Raw genomic sequence first — 24,683 nt, 5'->3', positions numbered from 1 at the left:
TGCAGCCAATCCCGTTAAGGTGTCCATCGCTCATCACTACGACGGGCAGCGGTTGCAACTGGATTCACTTCGCTACGAAACGCGGGCAGGGGAAACCTTTTCGCTTACCCGGCTTAGCTACTTGCTGAGTAACTTTGCATTGCAAAGTGAAAGTGGTGAATGGGTGGAAATCGCTGACAGCGTGGCTTGGGTCGATTTGGCCAGCCGCCGGGAAAGCATTTGGCTAGAGAATATTCCTGATGGTCGTTATCGGGCCTTGCGCTTTGCGGTGGGGGTCGAGAGCGCGCGTAATCATGCTGACCCGAGTGCTTGGCCGGCGGACCATCCGCTCAACCCTGCGCTGAACAATCTGCATTGGGGCTGGCAGGGCGGTTATATTTTTGCCGCGATTGAAGGTCGCTATCGTGAGGGTGAATCCCTGTCCGGTTTTGTCTATCACTTGGCGAATGATTGGAACTACCGACTCGTTACATTGCCGTTGACCTTTCAGGCGGAGGATGCGGTCGAGATTCATTTGAGCCTCGATTTGGCGTCTTGGTTTCATGCGCCTGAGCCGATCGCCTTTGCCGCCGACGGCGTATCAACGCACTCGCGGGAAGGGGACTTAGTTGCTGCCAAGCTGGCCACCAATATATTGAGCGCCTTTTCGGTGTCGCGTATCGTTAAACACAACCCAGGTGCGATGGTGGCATCGGTAACGCCCATTGACATGCCGGATCATTTTGAGCCATATCCGTTCCGCTTGAGTGGGCGGTTTCCACGGCCGGCACTGCCTCCGGACAACCCGCTGATTGTCGAGCGCGTAGAGTTGGGGCGCAGACTTTTTTTTGATCACCGCCTTTCGCGTAGCAACCGTATATCTTGCGTCAACTGTCACCAGCCTGAGGAGGCCTTTGCAGACCGCCGCGTCATGAGTATGGGGGTTGATCGTCAGCGAACGGCAAGGCATTCAATGCCGCTCTTTAACCTGGCATGGAAGGAGCATTTTTTCTGGGATGGCCGCGTGACCGGCCTTCGCGAGCAGGTGCTGCATCCGATCATCGATCCGGTTGAGATGGGGTCCGATATGGATGCACTTCTGGCTGAACTGAAGGCTGATCAATATTATCGTATAGCGTTCAAGGAAGCATTCGGTGAGGGTGAAATCAGCGAGAGGAACCTTGGGTTGGCCTTGGAAAGTTTCTTGTTAACCCTGACCTCGTTCGACTCGCGATTTGATCAGGCGATGCGTGGCGAAGCGGAACTGACCACCACTGAAAAGCGTGGCTTCGAACTTTTCATGACCGAGTTTGAGCCGCGCTCGCGACAGTTCGGAGCAGATTGTTTTCACTGCCACGGTGGGGCGCTTTTCAGCGACAATCAATTTCACAACAACGGCCTGGCATTGCTGCGGGGGGACACTGGTCGCGGCAAGGTGACGGGTAAGTCGGCGGATGTGGGCAAGTTCGTGACGCCTTCGTTGCGCAACGTGGCGCTAACTGCGCCGTACATGCATGATGGGCGCTTCGCGACTCTGGAGGAAGTGATCGAACACTACAGTAGCGGGGTTGAGTCATCGGAAACGCTGGACCCAAATCTGGCTAAGCATCCGCGTGGTGGGCTGAACCTGAGCACGGAGGACCAGGCTGCGCTGGTGGCATTTTTAAAGACGTTAAGCGACCCACAGTTTCAGCCAAAGCCGCACCGACACCATCAGTATGACGATCGCCGTGATGAGTCGCACGCGCGCTTGAGGCAGCTTGTTCGTTAGTAAATAGCTGCCGAGACGACCGCCGATGATGACGGCAATTGGGCAGCCAATCAGAATCCATAGTGGTGCTTCGCTGAGTAATTGCCCGCCTTTGGTCAACTGGCCCAAGAGCCCGGCAACGCTGTTAAACGCAATGAACAGCGATGTGCAGGTGGCGATGGTGTGCGCCCGCGCCCAGCCTAATAAATGCATGACAGGGGCCAGGTAAATGCCGCCACCAATTCCGGTAACGCCAGCAAGTAAGCCAAGGGCCACGCCCGCGCCAGCAAGGATGATTGGTTTGGGCTGTTGAACTTTTTCGGTTTTCCGTTTGTAGAGCACGTTTTGCGCAAGCATTGCCAAGCCGGCAATAGTCAATGCTGCGGCTAGTATGCCGAGGAATGCCTCTTGCGGGAGCCGCCAAGCGCCGCCCAAGAATGCGGCCGGTATAGAGCCAATCAAGAGAGGGAGGAGAATGGACCACTGCGCGTGCCCGCGTTTGATCAGCAAAATGCTTCCCTGTGAGGTGACGATGAGATTGCACGTTAGGGATATGATGGGGATGATTGCCAGGGGCAGCCCGCTGATTGCTAAGAGCGCAATGTAAGTGGAGCCGCCGCCAAACCCTGCCATGGAATAAAGGCAGGAAACCGCGATGAATAGAATGGGCAGTATGTTTAGCATTCCCTCAGTTTTCTAATGACGGATACCGGGATGCTTCGCACGCCATTTTTCACGGGTGCTGATTTCGAGGCAGCAAATTCTCAAAGTCGGCATTGCGCAGACCGCGTCTTTTACCAGTCTGTTGCGGGATGGATTGGATAACGCTGGGTCTTTTATCCGCGCTCGTTCTCGGATTGTATGATCTCGGCAAAAAGCATGCCGTGCGGGAAAATGCTGTACTGCCGGTTCTGTTTTGGGCTCAGGTTTGTGCGGCGTGTATTTGGTTGCCTTGGGTGATCCTTAGTCGAGTGAATCCGGATTTGATACCGTCCGAGTTGCTGCGTGTCGATGCGCTGGATCTACCAGGGCATTTCCGGCTTTTTGCTAAGTCGGCGCTGGTGGGCACATCCTGGATTTTTGCTTATTTTGCACTCAAGCATTTGCCGATATCGCTGGTGGCACCGATCCGCGCGACGAGTCCGGTATGGACATTATTGGGAGCCTACTTCCTCTTGAGCGAGCGCTTTAATGCGATGCAATGGACAGGTATTTTGATTACGCTGGGAGGGTTCTACCTGCTCTCGGTTGCAGGGAAAAAGGAGGGTATTCGCTTTCACCGTGACCGATGGGTTTGGTTCATCATTGCCGCGACGCTATTAGGCGCAGCGAGCTCGCTCTATGATAAATACTTGCTCAACGTGCTTGGCTATCGAACGCCGACGGTGCAGTCGTGGTTTGCTATTTACTTGGTCGTTTTCTTTTTCCCGTTTGTCTGGGGTTGGCAACGTCGCTGGTGGCCGCGAGGTGAGTTTCACTGGCGCTGGTCGATCCCCTTCGTAGGGATCGCATTGCTCGTTGCGGACTTCGCTTACTTCCGCGCACTGGAGATGGAGGGCGTGCTGATCGGTGTGTTGTCGTGCTTACGTCGCGGCAGTGCGCTGGTGTCGTTTGCCGGTGGATTATGGCTCTTTAAGGAAAAGAACGGGCTGCGAAAATTACCCGCATTGCTGACGATCCTGGTTGGAATCATTGTGCTGGTATTGGGCAAAGGCACCTGATGAGTAAGGCTGCCATCGGGCATTGAATGAAACCCCGGTGCGTCTACTTTGCGTTACAGAGTTTCGGTTGCGTTGGTCAGCGGCGGCTGAGTTATGGTATTCGTTGCCTTCAGCTTGCGGCCTTTGATGTCTTCCAAGATCAGGTAGAAGCATGGTACGAGCAGTAACACGATGAAGGTCGTGAAGAGAATGCCGAAGCCGAGCGAGATCGCCATGGGGATCATGAAGCGCGCCTGACGCGATGTTTCCATGATCATCGGAAAGAGTCCGCCAAAGGTCGTCAGCGTCGTCAGTATGATGGCGCGGAAGCGTGAAATGGCTGCTTGGACAATGGCTTCAACGGGTGGCAACCCTTCGGCGCGTAAACTGTTGGTGCGATCAATCAAGACCAGCGAATCATTGACCACCACACCGCTCAAGGCGACGATGCCGAAGAGGCTCATCAGGCTCAAATTGTAGCCCATGATAATGTGGCCAATGACCGCGCCCACGATGCCAAACGGAATCGCGACCATCACGATTGCCGGTTGCGAGTAGCTATTGAAAGGGATCGCCAGAAGCGCATAGACGCCGCAAACCGCGAGCAGTAGCCCGAGGATCATGGCGTGGACGCTCTCTTCCATATCCGCTTGGCGGCCCTCGAAGCCATAGCTGAGCCCCGGATATTCGGCGGCGAGTAGCGGGAGCACATTGGTGCGCAGGTCGGTCATGATTGGGCCGGCGTCAGCGGGGTCATCGGTGTCCGCCGTTACGTTGAGGACGCGTCTGCCATTGCGGCGCGAGATGCTGGTAAAGGCGCGGTCACGATCAATGTCCACGGCTTCGGCCAGTGGCATTTCGCCACCGGTTGGCGTCATGATGATGAGGGAGTCAACGTCGGCTTCCGAGGTGCGTTGATCTTTGGGCAGGCGGGCCATGATTTTTATTTCATGGCGTCCGCGTAATTGACGCTTGGCCTCGGCTCCATAAAACGCGCCACGGACTTGCTGCGCGACGTTTTGCGATGTCAGCCCCAGGCTTTGTGCCTCCGGGCGCAGGGTGAAGTTGAACTGCTCTTTACCTGGCTGAAAGCCGTCGTTCACGTCCTTGGTTTGCGGATATTCCATCAGCTCATGGGCGAGTCTTTCGGCCGCGGCCTCAAGGGTAGCGATGTCGCGGTGGCTGAGTTCCACGGTTATGGAATCCCCGGAGCCGGGGCCGCCACGATCAGAGGCGAAGCTGCTGGTGTCGACGCCAAACAGTTGACCGACTTCCTGCCGCCACTGTTGGGTGAATTGAGCGGTGGAGAGTGGGCGCGTATTGGCATCCGTCAGGAAAACCCGAAATTGAACCGCATGACTTCCGCCACTTCCCACCAGCGTGTAAATGCCCTTGGAAAGTTTGTCGCCGCCGTTGTTCGCCACAACTCGCTCAGCAGCGGAGAGAACTTGCTGACGTATTTTCTCTGTCTCTTCAACCGGGGAGCCATAGGGGAGCTCGACCGAGGCAAAGGCATAGTCGGAGTCAACGCGCGGCATTAAGATCATGTGGAGGCGGCCACTGTCGACCCACGAGAAAATCAGCGCCATGAACGACAGGCCAATCACTACGACCACATAACGCCAGGGCAAGACGCGGCGCAGCGCCGGACCGTAGCGATTGTGAACGAAGCCCATGAATTTATTGCTGAAGCGTTGCTGGAAATTGTGCAAAGCGCCGCGAATTCCTTTGGGGTGAATGTCCTTTTGGTGCGACAGGTGGGCGGGCAGAATGAAGAGGGACTCGATCAGAGAGACGCTGAAAACGCCGATCACAACAATCGGGATTACGCCAAAGATTTTTCCCATAAACCCAGGGATGAAAAACAGCGGCATGAACGCGACAATGTTGGTAAGCACGCTGAAAACGACGGGCATGGCGACCTCGCGCGTACCGTCGATTGCCGCGACGTAAAAGCTTTTGCCGCGTTGGTGGTGGCTGTAAATATTTTCGCCCACGACGATGGCGTCGTCCACCACGATGCCGAGCGTGATGATGAAGGCGAACATCGTGATCATGTTGATCGTCGTGTCCAGTGGCGGGAAAAACATGAATGCGCCGAGGAAGGAAATCGGGATGCCCAGCGTCACCCAGAAAGCCAGTCGGGTTTCGAGGAAAATGCCCAACACGATCAAAACGAGCACCAGGCCCATGAGTAAATTTTTGACGAGTAGCTCGGCGCGCTGGCGGTATATTTCTGAGTTATCCGACATGATATCCAACGTCAGGCCTGGGGGGAGGGTGGCCCGCAGTTCCTCGACTACTTCCATGGCTGCATCGGATACGCCGATTGGTGTTTGGTTTCCAATGCGGAAAACCTCCAGCAGCACGACGGGTTCGCCGTTAAAGTGTGCATAGAGGTCGCTCGTTTCCTCGAAGCCATCGGTGATCGTGGCGATGTCTCCCAGCAGCACACGCACACCGTCGTTCGTGGTTATGACGGGGATGTTGTTAAACTCGGCCGCGTAGTCGCGCCGTTCTTTTACGCGGACTAAAATTTCGCCCGTTGCGGTCTTAACACCACCTCCGGCGAGGTCGAGCGATGAGGCGCTGACGATGCTGGCAATGTCATTCAGGGTCAGCCCATAGAGGCGAAGCGATTCGCGGGGCACGGTGATCGTGACCTCGTAATCACGCGCGCCTTCCAACTCGACTTGGGTGATACCGGGATTACTGAGCAAGGAGTCGCGAACGGTTTCGGCAACGCTGCGTAGGGTCCACTCATCGAGGTCACCATGAAGGGCGAGGGTGACGACGCTGCGCTGACGACTGGCAATGGCGACGTTGGGCTCTTCCGCTTCTTCGGGAAAGGTGGTGATGCGGTCGATCTCGTTTTTAATCTCATTGGCGAGCTGCTGCAGGTCTGCGCCTTCCGCGAGTTCGATGGTCACCGTGCCGCTGCCTTCGTTGGCGGTCGAGGTGACTTCTTTCACGCCGTCGAGGCCTTCCACGGCTTCCTCCACCGGCAGCACGATGCTCTGCTCAACTTCCTCGGGGGCCGCTCCCGGATAGCTGACGCTGACATTGACCATGTCGAGCGAGAACTCGGGAAAGACCTCCTGTTTGACGTTGGAAATGACGAGGGCACCGCCGATCAAAAAGACCAGCATGATTAAGTTGGCGGTGACGGAGTGACCTGCCATCCAGGCAATGGGCCCTTTGGCGGAACTGGAGTGATCGTTGCTCATGGAGGAGGTTTACGCAGTCGTTTGAGCGGGGGTGAATTGAAGTTTGCGCTGAATGAATGGCCAACTGAGGAGTACGAGGCCGGGCACCAACAAGACAAGGAAACCGAGCGCAGCAATCGGGTGCGCCCAACCGGCCGTGGTGTAGGCCATGCAGATGGCACCCGCCATGAATTGGGTGAAGATGATCGTGGAAGATGCGGCACCGATATCGCGGTCGACCTGTTCCAGCACCAAATGATTTGCCAACGGGCGGCTGACTCCGGTGAAGAATCCGAAGACACACATGCCGACCACGAAAGCCACCACGTGAAGCGCTCCAATCGACAGCAGTATGATGCTCGCAAAGACCGAGCCGATCAGACTATACATGATCAGTGAGCGGTCGCTGAAAATTCGCAGCATACGTGTGCAGACAAAAGCACCAACCATGGAGCTCAATGGTACAGCGGCGAACAGCAGGGCAAAGGTGGTCTCGCTCAGATGGAAGTGCTCCATGTAAACCAGACTGGCAATGCCGACATAGCCGAGGACGGGTGCCGCAATGAGCGACATGCTGAAGTTGGCCAACAGAAAGTTTCGGTTGCGCGCCAGCCGGACATAGCGGTTCAGGGCCTTGATGGCACCGCCGGGTTCTTTGGTCGCCGAGCTTTCCTCAAAGAGAAACCAGGATAGCGCGAGCATGGATCCGCTATAGATCGCCAGGAGGACGAAGATCGTTTGCCACGGTGCGTAGTGCATAATGTAGGCCCCAACGGAAGGTGCCGCCATCGGGGCGACCATGATGATGATGCCCAACCATGCCAGCAGTTTCTGCCGGGCATGACCCTCGTAACTGTCGCGGCAATAGGCCATTGTCATGGACGATGGCGCGGCGGCCGCGATGCCTTGCAGAACGCGGAAGAATATTAGCTGCATCGGCCCGGTTGCGGTCGCGCACAATGCCGAGGCGATCGCAAATAAGGCGAGGCCGCCAAGCATGATGGGCCGCCGTCCCCAGCGATCTGACAATGAGCCGAAGACCAGCAAACTAATGCTGAACGCCACGAACCAGAGCACGAGTGACAGGTTAATAATATTCGTGGGGGCCGACCAAATTTCCGACAAATGCGGAATCGCGACCAAATACATATCGGTCGACAACGGTGGCATGGCACCAAGTGCGGCGAGAAAAATTACCCGGGCTTTGCTGGGTTCATTGGTTGTTTTTGTCATGAGTCTCCTCCTGTTTTTTCAGGGGGTAACTCAGCCGAGAGTAGTTTGCCGTCTTCGTCTGCGACGACGAGTTTCAATCCCGGGGTAGGCATGGAAAGGTTGCTCACCACGAGGCGCTCCCCGTCGGCTAATCCTTCGTCCACGATGACGAAATCATCACCCTGCCAGACCGGGGTGATTGGGCGGATTTCCAGTTGGTCCTTGTCCGAGGCGAGCCAGACGCGGGCACCATCACGGAAGGACAAGCGCGGCAGGCTGTAAATATTCTGCAGTTCCTTGCCGAGGATTTCCACGCTGACGTAATCCCCCAGCAGGAGCGGAGGCTGTCCTTCGTTTTCGGCAAGCAGTGAGAGCGGATCTTCGACGGCAATAAGCACACGTGCCATCCGGCCTTCGGGGTCGAGGTCGCCGAGTAGGGAAATGATTTTGCCCGTGCGATAGGTGCCCTGGCTCGCGTTGGGAAACACGCGGACCTCGCTGCCTTCTGATTGGGTAGGGCCCGGAATTGTGAGCCACTTGAGTTGCGTTTTGGGCACGGCGGCACGCACCCAGTAGGTGTCGATTCCCGCAAGGCTGGCGACAGTCGTTTGCGTGGAAACATAGGAGCCGATATCCACGTTTTTCTCGAGCACGATGGCGTTAAAGGGCGCGACGATGCGCGTGCGTTGCAGGTTGATTTCTGCCTGCTCCAAGCTGGCGCGCGCCATGGCGACCTCTGCCTCGGCGGACTTCAGCTGCGGCTGTCGCAATGCAAGGGATGAATCGACGCCGGCGATTTCACTGGCTTCCTGAATCAGCTCCCACTCGCGTTTGGCGATGGTTTGGTTGCCGGATTCAATCGCCATATCACTCAGCTCCAGGTCGAGTGTTGCCTGGGCGGAAGCGAGTGCGGTTTGGTAGTCGCGGTCGTCAATTTTGAGAATGAAATCGCCTTTGGCCAAATGGTTGCCCTCGGCGAAATCCGGGCCGAGTTCAAGCACCTCGCCGTTGACCTGCGCGGTCAGGGAGATCGAACGCTGCGGGATCACGCTGCCCATGGCGCTGACGACGATTTGCTCGTTGGTGCGCTCCAGCGGGCGAACTTTTACGTTGGCCTGCATCGGTGCCGGTGGGCGGCGCGTGGCCTTTGGACCTGTCTTGATGATCATCGCGCAGATGCCCGCGCAAACGGCGATGATGATCAATATCGCCAGGGTGCGGCGCCAGGGAAAGCGTTGGGTTGATGTGGTCTCAGGCATGGCAATTAGTTTTCGGAAAGCGTGGAGTCTTGGTTGTCGTCCTCTTCGAGGAGTTCTGCAAAAACCGGAACGAGTGGTATCGTGTCCTCCGGCGAAAGCACTGGGCTCGGGTCGGGATTGGTCAGTGGCAGCTCACCGCCGAGCGCGAGATGGAGGTCGATCCGCGATTGCAGGAGGTCCGCAATCAGCGAGATGCGCTGGCGCTGTAATGTCTGGAGCGATGAGAGAGACGACGTCACGTCGAGGTAATCCGTCAACCCGCTTAGGTAACGTGACTGCGCCTCGGTGAACTCTTGTTGCGCGGCTTCCATCTGGCGATCCATCGCCTCAAGCTCAGCATAGTACCACTGCTCCTGAACGAGCGCGTCGCGAACTTCCTTATACGCGGTGAGAACCGTTGTGCGGTATTGCAAAAGAGATTGCTTGGCCAGCGCGAGTTGGCGCTGCACCTCTGCCTGGCGTTGGCCGGCGTCGAACAGTGGCTGCGCCAAACCAGCGAGAAATGATGCGGACCAACTGTCGAACAAATCGGCAAAGGCACCAGCGGTGGTCGTCGCGTCGGCGCTCAGAGTGACCCGTGGCAAGCGGTCGGCGCGCGCTTGGGCAACGTTCCACTCTGCCGAGTTGAGCGTCTCGTAGGCGGCGCGAACGTCGGGGCGCTGCAAGAGTAAATCGCTCGGCGCACAGGTTGCCGGAGCCGGCGGCATGGTCGGCATGCCCAAAGTGCCGACGGAGAATTCCCAGTCCGCCGGTTGCCCCAAGAGCAACGCGAGCTGGTGTTGATAAAGTCTGATTTGCCGCTCGACTTGCGGGACGATTGTCTCGGCCGCAGCTAGCAACTGTTTCTGCTGATACACATCGAGGGCGCTGGCCTGGCCGTTACCAAAACGCAGCAGCACGAGCTCCAGTTGGGTTTGGTTGGTGCTCACTTGTTGTTGGAGCAGGCGCATGCCGTCGGCCAAAGCGAGGATGTTTAGCCATGCGCTTGCGACATCACCACTCAAGGTTAGCGCCGTTGCCTGGACATCAAATTGACTGAATTCGACGAGGGCCTGTGCGCTTTCGGACTGTGCACGAATGCGGCCCCAAAGATCGACTTCGTAGCTGATGCCTGTGCCGAGGCCCCACTGTTCGGTGGAGCCGGTGCGGGAGGGGTTGCCTTCGTAGCCTTTGCTCCAGCTGCCTTCGCCGCCGAGACTGGGAAATAGCCCGGCACCGGAGATCACTGCCTGTGCTTGGGCGGCCCGGAGGCGGGCCCAGGCTTCGGCGAGGCTGAGGTTGCCGGCCAGCGCTTCACTTTCGAGTGCGTCCAAATCCGGTCGCTCAAAAGATGTCCACCACGGGTCGTTGCTCGCGGCGGTGGAGACGTCTGCCGCGATGGAATCATACGATGTCGGCAGTGGCTGCGGAGAGGTAAGCGCCGGAGTCTGCGCACTGTATTGGCAGCCGGTAAAAACGCCTAGCGACAGAGCTGCGGTGAGAATGGAAAGGCGTTTAAGCACGGGCGGCGATCTCCGCTTGTTTGTGGTGAATACCCGCAAGCGCAAAGCCGATGGTGTGGTCGATCACGTTCTCAACATTGGGTGGCAGTCTGCGCATTTTGCGTTGCAGCAACTGGCGGATCGAGCGGCTGAAGTTGAAAAACTGGAATAGCGCCACGATGGATAGATGGCTCAGAATAATGTCTTCCTCCGTTGCCTTGGGGCCGAGGATTTCACGAACGATGCCGATAACGGTGTCGCGCTCGTTTGCCACCAAATCTCGCAAAATCGTTTCGAGTGCTTCGGTGGGATCGGCCATCTCTTTCACCATCATCCGGGGAAAAAGGCTGCCTTCGCTCTCATCGAAAATGCGCTGGCAGACGGCCGTCAGAAAAAGTTTCAATCGCTCCTCGGCTTGAATCGACTGATCTACCGGCAGTGGATACTTGGCGTTGGCGAGCTCAAGCGCGTAGCGCAGGCTTTCTTCGTAGAGCTCGTACTTGCCGCCGAAATGATAGCTGACCGCCGCTTGATTAGCTTCTGCTTTTCGGCAGATGTCGGCTACCCGCGCTTGGTGGTAGCCGTGCGCGGCGAAGTGCTCAGCGGCGACACTCAGTATGCGCTCGCGGGTTACTTCCGACTTTTTGGTTCTGATCTGCATCATTTATTCAAACAAACATATAAAACAAAAGTTTCAAATGATTATTTGAAAAATGCGCGAAGAAGCAGATCAGATTCCTTGAAGGAGCTTTAAGCTATGCTAATCAGCTGTTTATGAAAATCAGTGCTGATGGCTTAATCCATAGAAATTTAACTTCTGATCGCTTTGATCAGCTTGATCCCCTCCATGGCCATGACGCGGACTCCGTTCTCCAGGCAGCCTAGAGCGTTACCTGCGAGGAAGGAAAGTTTCCCCCGACCCTGAATCTTTGTCACCAATAGCTCGAAGCAGAATTTACTACCGGTGTCCGGCCGCACTTCGTCATAAAACACGGTGCGGCCAACTTCACGCGCACGACCGACGCCGGGGATTCCGGCCCATGCCAGATACAGACCCGCCAGTTGCAGCACGGCTTCGATTTGAAGGGTGCCGGGCATGACGGGGTCTTCGTGAAAGTGGTTTTTGAAGAACCAGGTTTCCGGTGTGTAGTCGAACTCCGCAACGGCGCGACCATACACGCCATCCTCATTTTTTTCGTATTTCTGAAAGTAGGCACGATTGATCAGAAGGAACCGGCCATTGGGGAGTTTACCAAACTCAGGGCCGAATAAACCCCCCGTTTCGCAGTCACGAATTTGAGGTTCTTCGAGCGCTTGTTCTTTTTCGATTGCGTAATCTAATGCAGACGCAGTATTAAAAAACTTAATCATGGAATCTATAGTTATAACCGGTGTGGGAGGTGTCTCCCCGATTGGAATTGGAAACGATGCGATGGACAAAAGTCTTAAGCAAAGCAATCATGGCTATAAGAATATTTCAAGTCTTACGAAAAGTTTAAAATATAAGCTAATGGAAGGCTGCCCAGTTGCTAATCACAATGCAGAGGACTATTTGCACTTTCCGGCCGAAGCCAAATACCGCAGCACAGTGCGACCGAAGCGACTTGATCGCATGTCACAGTATGCGCTGATCGCTGCCAAACTGGCCGCTGAGCAAGCCGGATTAATCGGCGATGACGACTTGCTGAAGGATCCTTCGTTTGCTGAAAGCGCGGTGATTATGGGCATCGCGCTCAATGGCGTGGAAAGCTACGACCGTTTGCATCGGGATTTCGTGGACGACAAGAAAGTTTCCCCTTTTGCCGTGCCGATGTATATGACGAATGCGTCGGCATCAGCCATTAGCACCTATTTCAATTTTCAAGGCACGCCGTTTACAGTGAACACGGCTTGCGCGTCTTCGCTCACGGCGATCATCCGAGCATGTGATATTCTGCAGCTCAATCGACCAGGTGGCCCGAAATTTATCTTGGCTGGCGGGACAGAGGCATCGCTAACGGATTTTGTGTCGGCTAGTTTTCTTGCCGCTCGCGCGATGAGCCCGGAGGGAATTTCACGCCCCTTTGATGCCAAGCGAAACGGCTTTGGCCCGGCCGAGGGGGCGGGAGTGCTCGTCCTAGAGCGCAAGAGCGACGCCTTGAAACGTGGCGCACAACCGCTGGCGGAAATCCTGGGGTTTGATGAGCGCCACGATCACTTTGACGCCGACACCGCCCCCAGCGTTAACTTCACTTCTCCCGATACGAGCGGGGGGCAACTGGCCGATTCGATCCGCGCGGTTTTGCGTATGGGCGATTGCTCGCCGGAGTCGATCGATGTGTATAATGCGCATGGCACGGGAACCCAGTATAACGACCTGACGGAGGCGCGGGCATTAGTGCAAGTTTTCGGTGATCAACTGCCAGCGGTTATGGCGCTCAAGGGCTTTATGGGACACTCCGGGGGTGCCACCTCGGTGCTGGAGATTATTGGCGGCATCCTGAGTATGCATGGAGATTATCTGCCGGGCAATCCGCAGCTAACGGAGGTCGATCCGGAGATACCGTTGAAGTTATCCAGGGAAACCACTGCACTAAAGCATCGGACGCACTTGAAAACTGCGATGGGATTCGGCGGGGCTCGTGCGGTTATTGCCTACCGTAAAAGCGCTTAGCCGAACAGCGCGTTGGCAATCTTTTGTGCGCGTCAACGAATGCTGCTCTAGGTAGCCGCAGGCGGAGCTTGTAAACGAGAGGTCAATCCTGCTCATCAGGACGGTAAAACGGTCGGTTTGGCGCTTGGGGCCAGATCGTAAGATGCTGCGTTGGCATTCCGATCACTGCCTTTGCTTCGACAACTTAGGCCAGCCCACTCCAGCCCTGCCGCCTCAGGCTGCATTCGATCCATGGCCTCGCTTGAATGGACGCTACAGCGTTAAACGTGGCTATTAACCGGAAGGCCCATCATTTTCAATAATTCGTAGTCTGGCGATCGTGTGCTTCCCTTGGAATTCAAGATCGAGAAGTCGCCAGCGTAGTCCCACATGGTCCAGCCGATCCCGGCACGCTCAAAACTTTCGATCACATCATGAATCCACGCTAAGCGCGAATTGCGGTCGCAAAATTCTTTATAGACGCCGAACTCATTGCAGATGACAGGAAGCTGTAGTCGCTCTCCGAGGGCAACCGCGGGTGAGAGGTATTCTCGATATCGCTGCGAGTTCCAATCCGTTTCGATATATTCCTGTAGCTGTTTAATGGCGTCCTGATCGGTTTGGCCGCATAGAAGTGTTGGTGCGTTCGACTGTTCGGCGGGATAGGTCAAGCCGATTGTATGTTGCATCCAGGGGTTTCCCCAGCCCGCTCCCTGATGGGTGAACGAAGAGGGCTCATACATGTGGAAATTGATGATCTGATTGGAATCATCCGGTATTTCGATCTCCAACAGCTGCGGTAATTGCGACCATTGATCGCCGCAAACGACGAGAGTGTGGTCCGGTGCGTGTTCGCGGATCGCCTTGGCGCATCGCTGTTGAATCTGAGACCAGCGAGGCGGGTTCCAAACACAGGGTTCATTCAAAATTTCGAGTAATGTTTTCTCTGGGTCGAATGCACTAAGGTAAGATGCAAACGTCCGCCAAAATGCGATAAAGGTGTCAACAGCTTCATCGGAGCGAGCGAGCTCATCTTTAAAGGCTGTCTCCGGATGGATGTCCACCATGACGGCCATACCTGCATCATGTATCTGACTAATCGCTCTGCCGATTCGTTGCAAATACTGGAGGGGCAACTCGCCCGGAGACCCCATGGCCAGAATGGGCTCGCAGGCGATAGGTAAGCGCACATGATCAAAGCCCAGCGATGCAATGAGGTCGATGTCGTCTCGATTGGTGTGGGTATCAAAATGCTCGAAGCTGTAACCGCGCTCTGTGTACACCTGAGAAAACCAATGGCTCAGATTGATGCCACGACGAAAGCGTTCGGCGCGCAGAAATGGAACTGTAGTTTGAATCATGGCATATCGACTATGCTTGTTGCGGTGCCAAAGTATGTGTCTCAAATTTATTACGAGAGCGCTGGCTGACTTCTATGCCGCTATAGTAATGGATGCTGAGCGATACGGTTAGTCGAAAGCCGATCCATAATTTGCACATCGCCGATATCGGTTTTTCGATTGTAATAACGCCGCCATGCAACCTTTGTAATATACAATGAAGCCTCGTTGCGGTCTTCGATTTGTTTGCTAAATTTTGCGTGAAGACCAGGCCATGAGGCTGGCGTTCACGTAGTCCAGATTCCGCTACCGACGATGGTTCACGACCAGTTTATGAGCGTACACTTGGTTAGTGTACGGCTCCTGACATTCAGGGCAGTGCGAGCGACAGTCAGCAGGCTTATTCGGCCCGCCAGACTTTCAGTGATTGGAGAACCATGTCGCCGGATCCTGCATCGTAAGGTGAATCCACCTTGGCCTTAACGGCGACGTTGGTCAAGGGGTACCAAGTTTCGCCCTGAAACGGGTTCGCGTAGCGCATGGTCTCGATGTCATCCACGAACATGATGATCCACTCGGGGTCCACCGTTACGGCGAACTTGTGGAATTCGGTATCAAGCGTGTTGGGCAGGCCAAATGTACTCATCTTCATGCGCATTGCTGGGCGTGTAAAAGTGCGCGATAGATTATCCCCGCCGTGAAGATTGGTGGAGAGGTCCGACGAAAACTTCCAGGAGCCGTTGTAGCCAAAGCCTTCGTAAACGTCGATCTCCGGCGGCCATCCTCCCGTCGGCAAGAGCCATAGCGCAGGCCACGAGCCAAAGCGGTTCGGCATTTTTGCGACCCATTCGACGCTGCCATATTTGAAGTAAGTGTCTGGTGTTTTATGACCCGACAACATCACGGCGAGAAATGGATAAGCAGTTGCCGGAGAGCCGACTTCCACCGGGGTATCCAGGCGCCGGGTGGACAACACTAAACCTTCCGGCGTTCTTATGAGACCGCCCATGTCGACAGTGCCGTAGTATCCGGTTTCGCCATTGCCTACTTGGGTGCGGCCGTGGGAAAGGGAGGTGGAGAAAACGCCTGGGCCGCCCTTGTCATCATACTGGATTGTTTCGCCCGTGGCTTCATAGCAAAGCTTGCCGTAGGGCTTGAACGTAATTGGCTCACTGCCGCCTTCAATGGGTTCATTGATCGCGCCTTCCTTCGCGGTGATGAGGATGCCGCCACCGGATCGATACGCGCCATCGGGCACGGAAGGTTGGACGGCCTTAAGGTTGTTGCCCGCCTTCATGTCGCGAACATCGAAGCTGACGGTCTTGGTCAGCGGGTCACCCGGGCGGAAAATGACTGGCTTGGTCGCATCGGGATTTGCGCGGCCACCTTCGCCGTTGTAAACGCGGACATAGGCAATGACGGTGTTGGGGCTGGGCTTGTCCATGGTGACTGGCACGTGGACGACCGAGGCGTTCACCGGCACATCAAAACTTTCAATGCGCACTTTGGCAGCCGGGGGGTATTTTTTCCCGTTGTCGTAGAGGTCTACTTCGGTGACGCTTTCTGTTTGTGCGCCTAGCACCGTGTCGAGTCGTTCATTGATGCGTACGAGCTCTGCCTGGATCGCTTCAACACTAGCGCGCAGTTCCTGAGCCTCTTTGGTGGTGATTGGCTGGTCAGCAAACGAGGTGAATGGTGCCAGCAGGAGCAAGGCACAGTTCAGGGTGGCTAGTTTGAAAATGGATGGGGGTCTCATGTTTGGTATGTTTATTTTTATCTGGCTTACACTGTGAGTGCCAGTGCAATGGCGATTTTTCTGACTCACCATATCTACGATTACCGTTCGGCTAACCGCAGTGAAATGCGTGCAAAGCACATGGCGTTAATGCCGCTAATGAAATCATTCTAGCACGGATATTGATTGGCCGATAGTCTATCCCTGCCTTGGCCTCTGTAAATTTCTGATCGTGCTGATCCTGCACTCGCTGATTCTGATGGCGTGCGCTCTAAACGACGATCAAGGCGATCGACTGAGTCGGTGTTGGGTTGTTGGTTGGGCAAAGAAAAGGGCCAGTCCGCAACCGAACTGGCCCTTTGAGAAAAAGCTAGGTCTTATGCGCGGCGTCGGCGAACGAATGCCAAGGCACCGAGAGCTGAGCCAATCAACAGCGCGTATGTGCCTGGCTCGGGGATGTTGGCCATCTCGAAGTTGTCGAAGCTGATGCTTGTCGAGTTGCCGCCCAGCGCCGAACGGTTGCGATAGCCGAAGTTTTCACCGGTTAAGGGTGAGGTATCGCTGACGATGGCTGAGGTGCCGATTTGCGACGTGCCAGTGGCGTCATAGAGGCTCAAGGTCATGTTGAGCGTGCTACCGGCAATGGTTGTTTCGAGACGTAAGGTGTAGGTGGTATCAAGGTTCACCGCCAGGATGCTGCTGCCGCTGTTATCATCGGCCAGGCCCGTGGTGGTTACGCTGAAACCGGAGCCGGAATCGCCCAATCGCAGAATGCGTAAAAGGCCTTCTGTGGACGAGGCATTGCCATTGGCATAGCTGAAGTCTGCAAGGTAGTAAGCATTGCCACCACTGGAGCCGGAGCCGCTGAAAGCGCTGTCGGCACCAAAGAGACCGAAGCCGAGCGTTTGTGCGGTGCTTTGTAAGTTGCCAAGGCTGGAAAGCGTGAACTGAGTCTCCAACGTGAACGACGATCCTCCTGCGTTCGTGATTGGCAAAGATGCAGTGGACGGGGAGCCGCCACCGACTGTGCTGGAGTAGTTCCACTGGTAGGAACCGGACGAGACTGTCCATTCTGCATCCGTGTTTTCAGCAGGGAACGCGGTGTTATCACCGACTCCGCTGAAGTCGTTCGTGTAAGGAATCGTTGCGGCTCCAAGCGGGCAAACGCTAGCCAGGGCAATAGATGTTAGGAGGGATTGTATTTTCATCGATTTTAATGGTTAACAAGCACCGTATTTCGACGCTGATTGGTTGTTTTGGGGTGGCGAATGCACATTGAATCTAGCGCTTACAGTGCTTTTATTGATGCAACAGGCATTAACGTGTTAAGATAGTAACATGTTTCCCGTAGAGGGGGATAGTTCGTATCTGCTTTCAGAATTGCATATTGCTGACCACTGGAAGGGAACACCCGTGTCAAAAACTGTATTTTGATAGGAGGGTTATTGTGGATTCCGTCTGCAATTTCGACGGCGTGCTCTGACGTTAGTCTTTGGTGGTTGGAGCCGCCGGAGTTGTCTGGGTGGACTTCACGCCGTCGACGTCTGATGCCAAGTCGGCGCGCTGCCAGGCCCGGACGTAGTCGATCACGAAATCATCCGGTAACGGCTCGTCTTGTAGCGGGACATTGGCCCAGCCACCAGATACATGGGTGAACATGATGTCGGCCGGGACATCGGAAATGCGCGTCGTTTCCCATTCGGCGACCAGACGTCCGTTGTTGTAGATTGCAGCGTAGCCAGGCAGCCAGAGCAGGCCGGTGGTGATGTAGCCATCCTCGTCGTGGGCGACATAGATCTGCTCGGTGCCGGTTTGCTTGTGGTCCTTGCCATAGCCGTCCCAGTGGAAGGCGATATTGTAGCGGTAGGGGCCCCAACCGCTGAGGTATTCCATGATGTCAAACTCCATGCCGCCGCGTCCGGTGTCGGCACGCTTCCATTGGGGGCCTTCGTCGATGCCGCGATCAGGCATGAGCCAAAGCGCGGGCCAAACGCCGGGCGCGGTTGGAAGCTTCATACGTGCCTCGAAGTAGCCATAGCGCTGAACCCATTTGCCGTAGGTATCAAGAAAGCCGGATGCATAGTCGGTGACTTTGCCATTGGGGTCGTCGTTGTGATGACCGCGCTTTTTCTCGTAGCGCAAAATGGCTGTGCCGTCTTCGATGATTACATTGTCTTTGGAAAAGTGCGTGCGCTTGTCCCAGTAGTTTTCGGTGTAGATATTCCACTTTGTCAGGTCAATGGTGTCGCCTTTGAACTCCTCTTCGAAGGTCAGTTTCCAATCTCCCTCCACAGGTGGACGCTTGCCAACCCACTCGGGAAGCTGGATGCTTGGGGCATCGAGCTTGGCGGAAATGATTTCGATCACTTGCTTGCCGCCTTGGGCGTCGGCGGAGACGATGAAGTTCTTTACCTTGTCGCTGGCAAAACGGGTGCCGGTGCCTTTCTCTCCATCCCAGTTCGTCTTGCTGGACCCAGTGATGCCGCGCCATGGAGTTTCTGGAATAAAGGAGACAATGATCTCGCCGGTTTCTCCCGGTGCGATGGGGCTCTTGGGCTGGCTGCCGCTGGTGGGGCCTTTCTCGCTATCGAGTTTGATCGTCGGGGAGACGCTGGAGCTACCCATATTGCGAACCTTGAAGACGACTTGGTTTCCGTCAATCAGGCGCCACTTGCCTTGGGGCGGTGATACTTTCGCATATTGGCCTTTATCGCTGAAAGCGATTTGCAGCGCGTGTTTGTCCTCGGGAGATGGACGCACGTGGACATCGCCGTCAACCTTCACTTGCTTGTCCACATCGAGCGGAATGCCTTGCCCGAGAATGTAGCCATTTTGCGGGGCCACTTTGATTTTGCTCGGGTCGACAGGCGGCTTCTCACCGGACGGTCCACCGGCCACCAGAGATTGGATCAGCAGCTTGCGCTCGTCCTTAACTTTGCCGGTGAAGACGAGGATACGGGTGATTTTTGCAGGGTCCAGCTTGTAGCTGGGCTTGTTGCCATTGGCGTAGCCGAAAATGACTTTAATCGTTTTGGTTTGGCCTTCTTTCAGGTAAGTATTCTCGGTGTTCCATGGGGATGAACCGGCCTCGTAGGCGTTGTCAACGCGCAGGCTTACTGACATCGACTCTTTACCAATGTTGGTGACGGTCACGGCGACATGGCCGTAGTTCGATAAATCCCAGGAAGTCCCTGTCGTTGGTTGAAACTCTATGCCGGGGTAATTTTCGCTGCCGGGTGTGACGGTCATGATCACACCGGGTTCGCTGGCGTTCGTGCTTTCCTCAACCGTGACTTGGGAGGAGCTGGGTTTGATGGACTCGGTGATCGTGGGGGAATCGAGATCCAGTATTTCTTGGGTATCGGCGGCGTGGCTGTTGAGGCCGCTAATACTAAAAGCGAGAAGCAACAATGCATTCAATTTTCGCATCTGTAAATGGTATCGGATGTTGGAGTACGGGGGTTAAGGAGAAGCAGCAGTGAAGCAGGCGTCTCACTGTGCTTGGTGATGGATAGACTATATACGCTTTCTTGCGTTTCGGGTAGTCTATAGCTGATCTGAATTACGGTGAATTTCAGAGCGGCGAAAGCGAACGGGTGGCCATTCTTGATCGCTGGGCGTGGTGTTCGTAGTGGATACGCCCCGGAGAACTAGCGAGATGGTTGAGTGTTGGAGAAGCTCGTTTAAGCCTTTAGTGCGGTGTGAAATGGGCGAGTTCCAAGTTTTGGCTTTGCCGAGAGCTGGCGGGGAAGTGAATGCCTAACACTAATGAGGTTGGCCACGGTAAGCCCATAAATTAACCGTAGTGCTCTTAATTTGCGGATAAGTCCATTCGATAAGCCAGTGGAGGACTATGTCAGGTATCGACCGTTTTTTTGTGGCAAGCCGACTATGAGTCTACAAAGATACTTTTCTGAAAATCGACCTATCACCGCAAAGGTATCTTCTGAATTACCCCCGAATTTCCCGTTACCGATGAGCACGACATCCACTTCTTTTCCGGATAATTTTACCTGGGGCGTGGCCACATCCTCCTACCAAATCGAAGGCTCGCCCGATGCCGATGGGAAGGGACCATCCATATGGGACGCTTTTACACAGCAGGAGGGGAAAATTTGGAACGACCACGATGGCCGTATCGCGTGTGATCATTATCAGCGGTATCGTGACGATGTGGAACTGATGGCCAAGATGGGCATCAAGGCATATCGGTTTTCAGTATCGTGGCCGCGGGTGGTGCCCGATGGATTTGGCCCGGTGAACAATGACGGGCTGGCGTTCTATGATCGCCTCGTTGATACTTTGCTTGAGCATGGCATTGAGCCTTGGGTGACGCTCTTTCATTGGGAGCTGCCCTATGCATTGCATCTGCGGGGCGGTTGGCTCAATCCGGATATCGCCGGACATTTTGCGAGGTATGCCGGTGTGGTGACCGAGCGTTTGTCCGATCGCGTGAGCAACTGGATAACCATTAACGAGCCGCAGTGCTTTCTTGGCTTAGGCTATTTGACCGGTGAGCATGCGCCGGGTCTTAAGTGCTGTTTGAAGGAGGTGCTGCTGGCGGGACACAATGTGCTGCTTGCCCACGGACGCGCGGTGATGGCAATACGGGAGAAGGCAAAAAAGCCGCCGCAGATCGGCTGGTCGCCAGCGGGGCCAATCTACTGTCCGGCAACGCCACGGCTGGAAGATATCAAAGCCGCGCAACAAGCAATGAAGGCCATTTTTCCTGGTACGATTTGGAACAATCGCTGGTGGGTGGACCCGGTGATACTCGGTGGTTATCCGGAGGATGGCATGCTGGTGTATGGTAAGGATGCGCCAAAGGTGCCTGATTCGGATTTTGACATTATCAAGCAGCCTATCGATTTCTTTGGGTGCAATATCTTTCAGGGCGTTCCCGTGAAGCCAGGGCCGGACGGAGCGCCCGTTATGGCGAAGCAATCACCCGGTCAGCCACTGTCGCTCTACGAATGGCATCAGGCACCTGCGTCTCTTTACTGGGGCCCGCGTCTGATTCAGGAGATGTATGGCCTGCCCATAGTTATCACGGAGAACGGCCTGTCTATCGGCGATCAGGTTAACCGCGATGGGGGAGTCCACGATCACAACCGTATCGATTTCCTTGTCGAATATCTGATCTCTTTAAAGAGAGCGCTCGATGAAGGCATTGATATCCGCGGCTATTTTCACTGGTCGTTCATGGACAACTTCGAATGGCAAGAGGGCTACAAGCACCGATTCGGTTTGGTCTATGTCGACTACGAGTCTCAGCGTCGCTTGCTCAAGGATTCGGCTTTCTGGTACAAGGAGCTGATCGAGACCAACGGCGAGAGCCTGAATCAATACATCAACACCACAGAGACGCCGCAGCCGTATATCATCAAGGCAACAATTCGTTATGTGGATGAGAATATTCGGGAGAATTTTAACATTAAAACCATCGCCGCGCATCTGAAGTGTCACCCTGACTTTTTGAGCCGCGCTTTCAAGCAACACACGGGAAGAAACTTGAGCGATTACATCCGCCGGTCACGCATTGATCTGGCGATGGAGAAGTTGAGGACGCCGGGCACATACATTAATGATGCCGCGGATGAGTCCGGCTTCTCGGACCCGGTTCACTTTGCCAAGGTTTTTCGGAAGTTAGTGGGCATGACGCCAGGGCAATACCAGAAGCAGTATCGAGCATCACTGGAGCCTTCTTCGCCTGATTCACCGCTGCCGCTTTCCCAACCACGCTCGTCCGGTTTGGGGGATTTGACCCGATAGGTTTTCGGTGCTTTAAAACTTTGTATTGCAAAGTAAGCGACACCATAGAGCGTCTTTACGAATCGACTTGAAAAAAGATTCCCTGACCGGGGCCAGGGAATCGTGTAATGGAAGCGCACAGTCGGCGCTTGTTGGTTAGTTAGTTCAGTCTTCGATTAGCTCGATGTTTGAGAACGTAATTGAAGTCGAGGCGTTGGCGTCATCATCGCCAACAAAGACCAGATACGACATGGAGCCAGTGTAGATCGAACCAAGTGGAATCTCGTAGCTGACCGGGCCGCTGCCGGCGGTGTATTGGTCGGCTGGGTCGATGGCGTAGGCCCCGGTCCAGATTTGGCTGCCGCCGAGAGCGACCACTCGAACGTTGTCCTGATAGTCATTATTCTCGTCGAGACCAATACCAATGATCTCACCTGCGTCGGAGCCCTCTACCGTGAACTGAAGAACCGTGTCACTGGTGACGGCATAAGACAGTGGGAACTTTTTCCAGGTGTTGCCGCTGAGGGTGACGGATAGGCCGTCTCCGCTGACGGAGCCCGAGCCCGAGTCTTGCGTGGAGTAGCCGCTCATGTCGCCCAAATTCAGCACGATGTAGTTGCTGGAGCCAGCCGGTGCCAGGGTGGCGCGAAGATACGGCGCATTGCCCGTCGTCGATTCCCGGCTGTGGAAGCGGGTGTAGGAGCCGTCGATCTCAGAATGGATCACGATGCTCATGGTGCCGTCTCCATTTATCTGCTCGCGGGCGTAGTTGGTGATGTCGATGACGAAGTCTGTGTCCGTCGTCTTCATGCGACGGGAGTTGACCATGTCTGCGACGTAGCCCGGTTTGTTGTTGAAGGTGATCGTCGATTCGGACCACGAATCCACATCGCATTCTTTAACGTAGATTCGCGTTTCGATCGGTGATGGGCCAACGACTGGATCGAGCACGAGCTCGATGCGTTCCGAATGTGGATCGAGGCTGGATACGTCAAATTTGAGGTAAGTTTGACGCGTGTAATCCATGTCCGAAAGCGTCTTCGAGAGTAGCTCGACTTCGCTGCCGTAGTTGTTGTCAGCATAGTCGCCGGCGCGGACATAAACATCCTCATCAACGCTGACGGTGGTATAAGTCGGGGCCGGGCCTTCGCCGCCGCCGGGTGTGGCTGTGCCAGACTTCGTGCCGCTCCAAGCGCGAACGTAGTCGACTTCCAGTGAGCGGCCATCGACATCTTCGATGACGCTGCCATCCCAGCCGCCTAGTTGTAGCGACAGGATAATGAATGCTTCAGTTTCCATCACCTCGGCGTTGACCCACTCATAGGTTTTCACGCCATCGACGTAGAACTCATAGCGACCGCTTTCCCAGTAGAGACCGTAGGTGTGGTAGTCGTCGCCGTCACCGGGATAGGCGATGTGGCCTGAGTCCACGCTCTTGTGGCTGGTACTGTAGCCGTCCCAGTGCACGGCATGCTGCGTCCGGTCGGGGCCCCAGCGGCCGAGCGACTCCATAATGTCCACTTCGTTGCCATCACCAAAGGTATGCGCTGTATCGAAGTTGCCATAGGCGTCGGATACAAGTAGTGTCGTTTGCGTGCCGTAGTTGGTCGTTGGCGCAGACTTCAACGCATAGGCGTCTGCTGACGGGTAAATCGTCTGACCATCGATGACGAGTTGTGGACGGTAGCTGGTCGTGCCGTGTTCGCGGCTCGCCAGCGTGATCGTTCTGCTGCGCATGAAGGAATCCACTAAGGCGAACGAGGCTGTCTCGTCACCGGCGAGTTCCTGATTAATGTAGTCGGTTACATCGACATCAACGGTCGTATTGGCCACCAGCACGCTGGTTCCATAAAGTTGGTCGATGTAGAGCGGATCGGGCGTTGGACGATTGTTCCAATTGAGACCGGTTTCGGTCCAACTGTCGTCCGCACATTTCTTAACCAGAATATTGGGCTGGCCGCCGGAACTTTCGACATTGGTGGGCGTTAGCTTAAGTACGGCGCTGCTGACCGAACCAGCGGTAACCGAGCTCAGGTCAAACTTCAGGTATGACTCACGGTATTTGCCATCCCAGCCGTATTCGGCGCGGTCCGGCATCAGCCAAAACGCTGGCCACATGCCCTGAACGGCGTGGTAGCGCATGCGGCATTCGAAGTAACCATACTTTTGCTTAAAGAGTTTGAAGGTGCTGATTTCACCGCATGCGTAGTTGTAGCTGGTTCCGCCGTAGACGGTTGGCTTTTCCGCTGCGGTTATTTTCAGGGCTCCGTCCTCGAGCGTTATTTGCTCGGGGTCGGTGCCACCGCTTCCGGCAATGCCGGGGTAGTGCTGCCCGACTCTCCATTGGTCGCCATCCAGATTGGAACCATCAAAATTTTCTTCAAAGGTGAGAGTCCAACTCCCTGGGAGGGGAGGGGTGGGTTGGGCGTAGCTCGTCGCGAGGTTTAGTGCGAGCGCAAGCGATGCGTACGCAACGCGAGCAGGCGTTATGATCTTACTCATGGGATGTGGGGTTGGGGATAACGCTTTGGTCAGTTCTCCGACTGGCAAAGCAACGTAGTTGGATAGTAGTCGGACTATAGCATCCGTTGGTAATTCTGGCTAGGTCTGCTTCTGAGGTAAGCTTTGTGCATTGCCG

The 24,683-nt window shown here is 55.3% G+C and carries 16 protein-coding genes; 4 read left to right on the top strand and 12 right to left on the bottom strand.

Annotated elements, in window-relative coordinates:
• Nucleotides 1-19: 19 nt before the first annotated feature.
• Nucleotides 20-1,750, top strand: a complete 1,731-nt coding sequence (locus O3S85_RS12015) for an MbnP family protein (RefSeq protein WP_269540623.1) — start codon at nucleotides 20-22, stop codon at nucleotides 1,748-1,750.
• Here the strand turns inward: O3S85_RS12015 and O3S85_RS12010 are convergent.
• On the bottom strand, nucleotides 1,652-2,413 hold the full coding sequence (locus O3S85_RS12010) for a sulfite exporter TauE/SafE family protein (RefSeq protein ID WP_269540622.1): 762 nt from the start codon (nucleotides 2,411-2,413) through the stop codon (nucleotides 1,652-1,654). The genes O3S85_RS12015 and O3S85_RS12010 overlap by 99 nt on opposite strands.
• A 128-nt stretch (nucleotides 2,414-2,541) precedes the next feature.
• On the opposite strand from O3S85_RS12010, the gene O3S85_RS12005 reads away from it, so the two are divergent.
• Entirely contained in the window at nucleotides 2,542-3,450 is a 909-nt protein-coding gene (locus O3S85_RS12005; protein WP_269540621.1) for a DMT family transporter, read from the top strand.
• Between the two features lie 53 nt (nucleotides 3,451-3,503).
• Here the strand turns inward: O3S85_RS12005 and O3S85_RS12000 are convergent, their stop codons facing one another.
• From O3S85_RS12000 to O3S85_RS11975, 6 genes are all read right to left on the bottom strand, one after another.
• Entirely contained in the window at nucleotides 3,504-6,656 is a 3,153-nt protein-coding gene (locus O3S85_RS12000) for an efflux RND transporter permease subunit (protein ID WP_269540620.1), read from the bottom strand.
• Nucleotides 6,657-6,665: 9 nt separating this feature from the next.
• Nucleotides 6,666-7,868 (bottom strand): multidrug effflux MFS transporter, encoded by a 1,203-nt coding sequence (locus O3S85_RS11995; RefSeq protein ID WP_269540619.1) that lies wholly within the window; start codon nucleotides 7,866-7,868, stop codon nucleotides 6,666-6,668.
• A complete protein-coding gene (locus tag O3S85_RS11990; protein ID WP_269540618.1) occupies nucleotides 7,865-9,106 on the bottom strand; it encodes an efflux RND transporter periplasmic adaptor subunit in 1,242 nt (413 codons plus the stop codon). Before O3S85_RS11990 ends, O3S85_RS11995 begins: the two co-directional genes overlap by 4 nt.
• A 5-nt stretch (nucleotides 9,107-9,111) precedes the next feature.
• Nucleotides 9,112-10,608: an efflux transporter outer membrane subunit gene (locus tag O3S85_RS11985; RefSeq protein WP_269540617.1), complete on the bottom strand. Its 1,497-nt coding sequence runs from the start codon at nucleotides 10,606-10,608 to the stop codon at nucleotides 9,112-9,114.
• Nucleotides 10,601-11,251, bottom strand: coding sequence for a TetR/AcrR family transcriptional regulator (locus O3S85_RS11980; protein WP_269540616.1), 651 nt, complete (start codon nucleotides 11,249-11,251; stop codon nucleotides 10,601-10,603). Before O3S85_RS11980 ends, O3S85_RS11985 begins: the two co-directional genes overlap by 8 nt.
• A 146-nt stretch (nucleotides 11,252-11,397) precedes the next feature.
• A complete protein-coding gene (locus O3S85_RS11975; RefSeq protein ID WP_269540615.1) occupies nucleotides 11,398-11,958 on the bottom strand; it encodes an ApeI family dehydratase in 561 nt (186 codons plus the stop codon).
• On the opposite strand from O3S85_RS11975, the gene O3S85_RS11970 reads away from it, so the two are divergent.
• Nucleotides 11,957-13,240, top strand: coding sequence for a beta-ketoacyl-[acyl-carrier-protein] synthase family protein (locus tag O3S85_RS11970; RefSeq protein WP_269540614.1), 1,284 nt, complete (start codon nucleotides 11,957-11,959; stop codon nucleotides 13,238-13,240). The genes O3S85_RS11975 and O3S85_RS11970 overlap by 2 nt on opposite strands.
• 260 nt (nucleotides 13,241-13,500) lie before the next feature.
• Here the strand turns inward: O3S85_RS11970 and O3S85_RS11965 are convergent, their stop codons facing one another.
• From O3S85_RS11965 to O3S85_RS11950, 4 genes are all read right to left on the bottom strand, one after another.
• Nucleotides 13,501-14,580 carry a glycoside hydrolase family 5 protein gene (locus O3S85_RS11965; RefSeq protein ID WP_269540613.1) on the bottom strand — a complete coding sequence of 360 codons (1,080 nt, stop codon included), beginning with the start codon at nucleotides 14,578-14,580 and terminating at the stop codon, nucleotides 13,501-13,503.
• Nucleotides 14,581-14,959: 379 nt separating this feature from the next.
• Nucleotides 14,960-16,315 carry a glycoside hydrolase family 16 protein gene (locus O3S85_RS11960; RefSeq protein ID WP_269540612.1) on the bottom strand — a complete coding sequence of 452 codons (1,356 nt, stop codon included), beginning with the start codon at nucleotides 16,313-16,315 and terminating at the stop codon, nucleotides 14,960-14,962.
• Between the two features lie 356 nt (nucleotides 16,316-16,671).
• Nucleotides 16,672-17,502 carry a PEP-CTERM sorting domain-containing protein gene (locus O3S85_RS11955; RefSeq protein WP_269540611.1) on the bottom strand — a complete coding sequence of 277 codons (831 nt, stop codon included), beginning with the start codon at nucleotides 17,500-17,502 and terminating at the stop codon, nucleotides 16,672-16,674.
• Nucleotides 17,503-17,779: 277 nt separating this feature from the next.
• Nucleotides 17,780-19,723: a family 16 glycosylhydrolase gene (locus O3S85_RS11950; protein ID WP_269540610.1), complete on the bottom strand. Its 1,944-nt coding sequence runs from the start codon at nucleotides 19,721-19,723 to the stop codon at nucleotides 17,780-17,782.
• Between the two features lie 414 nt (nucleotides 19,724-20,137).
• On the opposite strand from O3S85_RS11950, the gene O3S85_RS11945 reads away from it, so the two are divergent.
• Nucleotides 20,138-22,066 (top strand): GH1 family beta-glucosidase, encoded by a 1,929-nt coding sequence (locus O3S85_RS11945; RefSeq protein WP_269540609.1) that lies wholly within the window; start codon nucleotides 20,138-20,140, stop codon nucleotides 22,064-22,066.
• A 144-nt stretch (nucleotides 22,067-22,210) separates the two neighbouring features.
• On the opposite strand, the gene O3S85_RS11940 is transcribed toward O3S85_RS11945, so the two are convergent.
• Nucleotides 22,211-24,547 carry a CBM96 family carbohydrate-binding protein gene (locus O3S85_RS11940; protein WP_269540608.1) on the bottom strand — a complete coding sequence of 779 codons (2,337 nt, stop codon included), beginning with the start codon at nucleotides 24,545-24,547 and terminating at the stop codon, nucleotides 22,211-22,213.
• Nucleotides 24,548-24,683 lie beyond the last annotated feature (136 nt).

Origin of the sequence: Cerasicoccus sp. TK19100, assembly GCF_027257155.1 — a bacterium.
Classification (GTDB): domain Bacteria; phylum Verrucomicrobiota; class Verrucomicrobiia; order Opitutales; family Cerasicoccaceae; genus Cerasicoccus; species Cerasicoccus fimbriatus.
The sequence above is the reverse complement of the archived record's forward strand: the minus strand, read 5'-3'. Positions and strand labels throughout refer to the sequence as shown.

Coding starts and splice junctions, on each gene's coding strand:
- O3S85_RS12010 (WP_269540622.1), bottom strand. CDS start 2,413: ATGCTAAACATACTGCCCATTCTATTCATCGCGGTTTCCTGCCTTTAT.
- O3S85_RS12005 (WP_269540621.1), top strand. CDS start 2,542: ATGGATTGGATAACGCTGGGTCTTTTATCCGCGCTCGTTCTCGGATTG.
- O3S85_RS12000 (WP_269540620.1), bottom strand. CDS start 6,656: ATGAGCAACGATCACTCCAGTTCCGCCAAAGGGCCCATTGCCTGGATG.
- O3S85_RS11995 (WP_269540619.1), bottom strand. CDS start 7,868: ATGACAAAAACAACCAATGAACCCAGCAAAGCCCGGGTAATTTTTCTC.
- O3S85_RS11990 (WP_269540618.1), bottom strand. CDS start 9,106: ATGCCTGAGACCACATCAACCCAACGCTTTCCCTGGCGCCGCACCCTG.
- O3S85_RS11980 (WP_269540616.1), bottom strand. CDS start 11,251: ATGATGCAGATCAGAACCAAAAAGTCGGAAGTAACCCGCGAGCGCATA.
- O3S85_RS11970 (WP_269540614.1), top strand. CDS start 11,957: ATGGAATCTATAGTTATAACCGGTGTGGGAGGTGTCTCCCCGATTGGA.
- O3S85_RS11975 (WP_269540615.1), bottom strand. CDS start 11,958: ATGATTAAGTTTTTTAATACTGCGTCTGCATTAGATTACGCAATCGAA.
- O3S85_RS11965 (WP_269540613.1), bottom strand. CDS start 14,580: ATGATTCAAACTACAGTTCCATTTCTGCGCGCCGAACGCTTTCGTCGT.
- O3S85_RS11960 (WP_269540612.1), bottom strand. CDS start 16,315: ATGAGACCCCCATCCATTTTCAAACTAGCCACCCTGAACTGTGCCTTG.
- O3S85_RS11955 (WP_269540611.1), bottom strand. CDS start 17,502: ATGAAAATACAATCCCTCCTAACATCTATTGCCCTGGCTAGCGTTTGC.
- O3S85_RS11950 (WP_269540610.1), bottom strand. CDS start 19,723: ATGCGAAAATTGAATGCATTGTTGCTTCTCGCTTTTAGTATTAGCGGC.
- O3S85_RS11940 (WP_269540608.1), bottom strand. CDS start 24,547: ATGAGTAAGATCATAACGCCTGCTCGCGTTGCGTACGCATCGCTTGCG.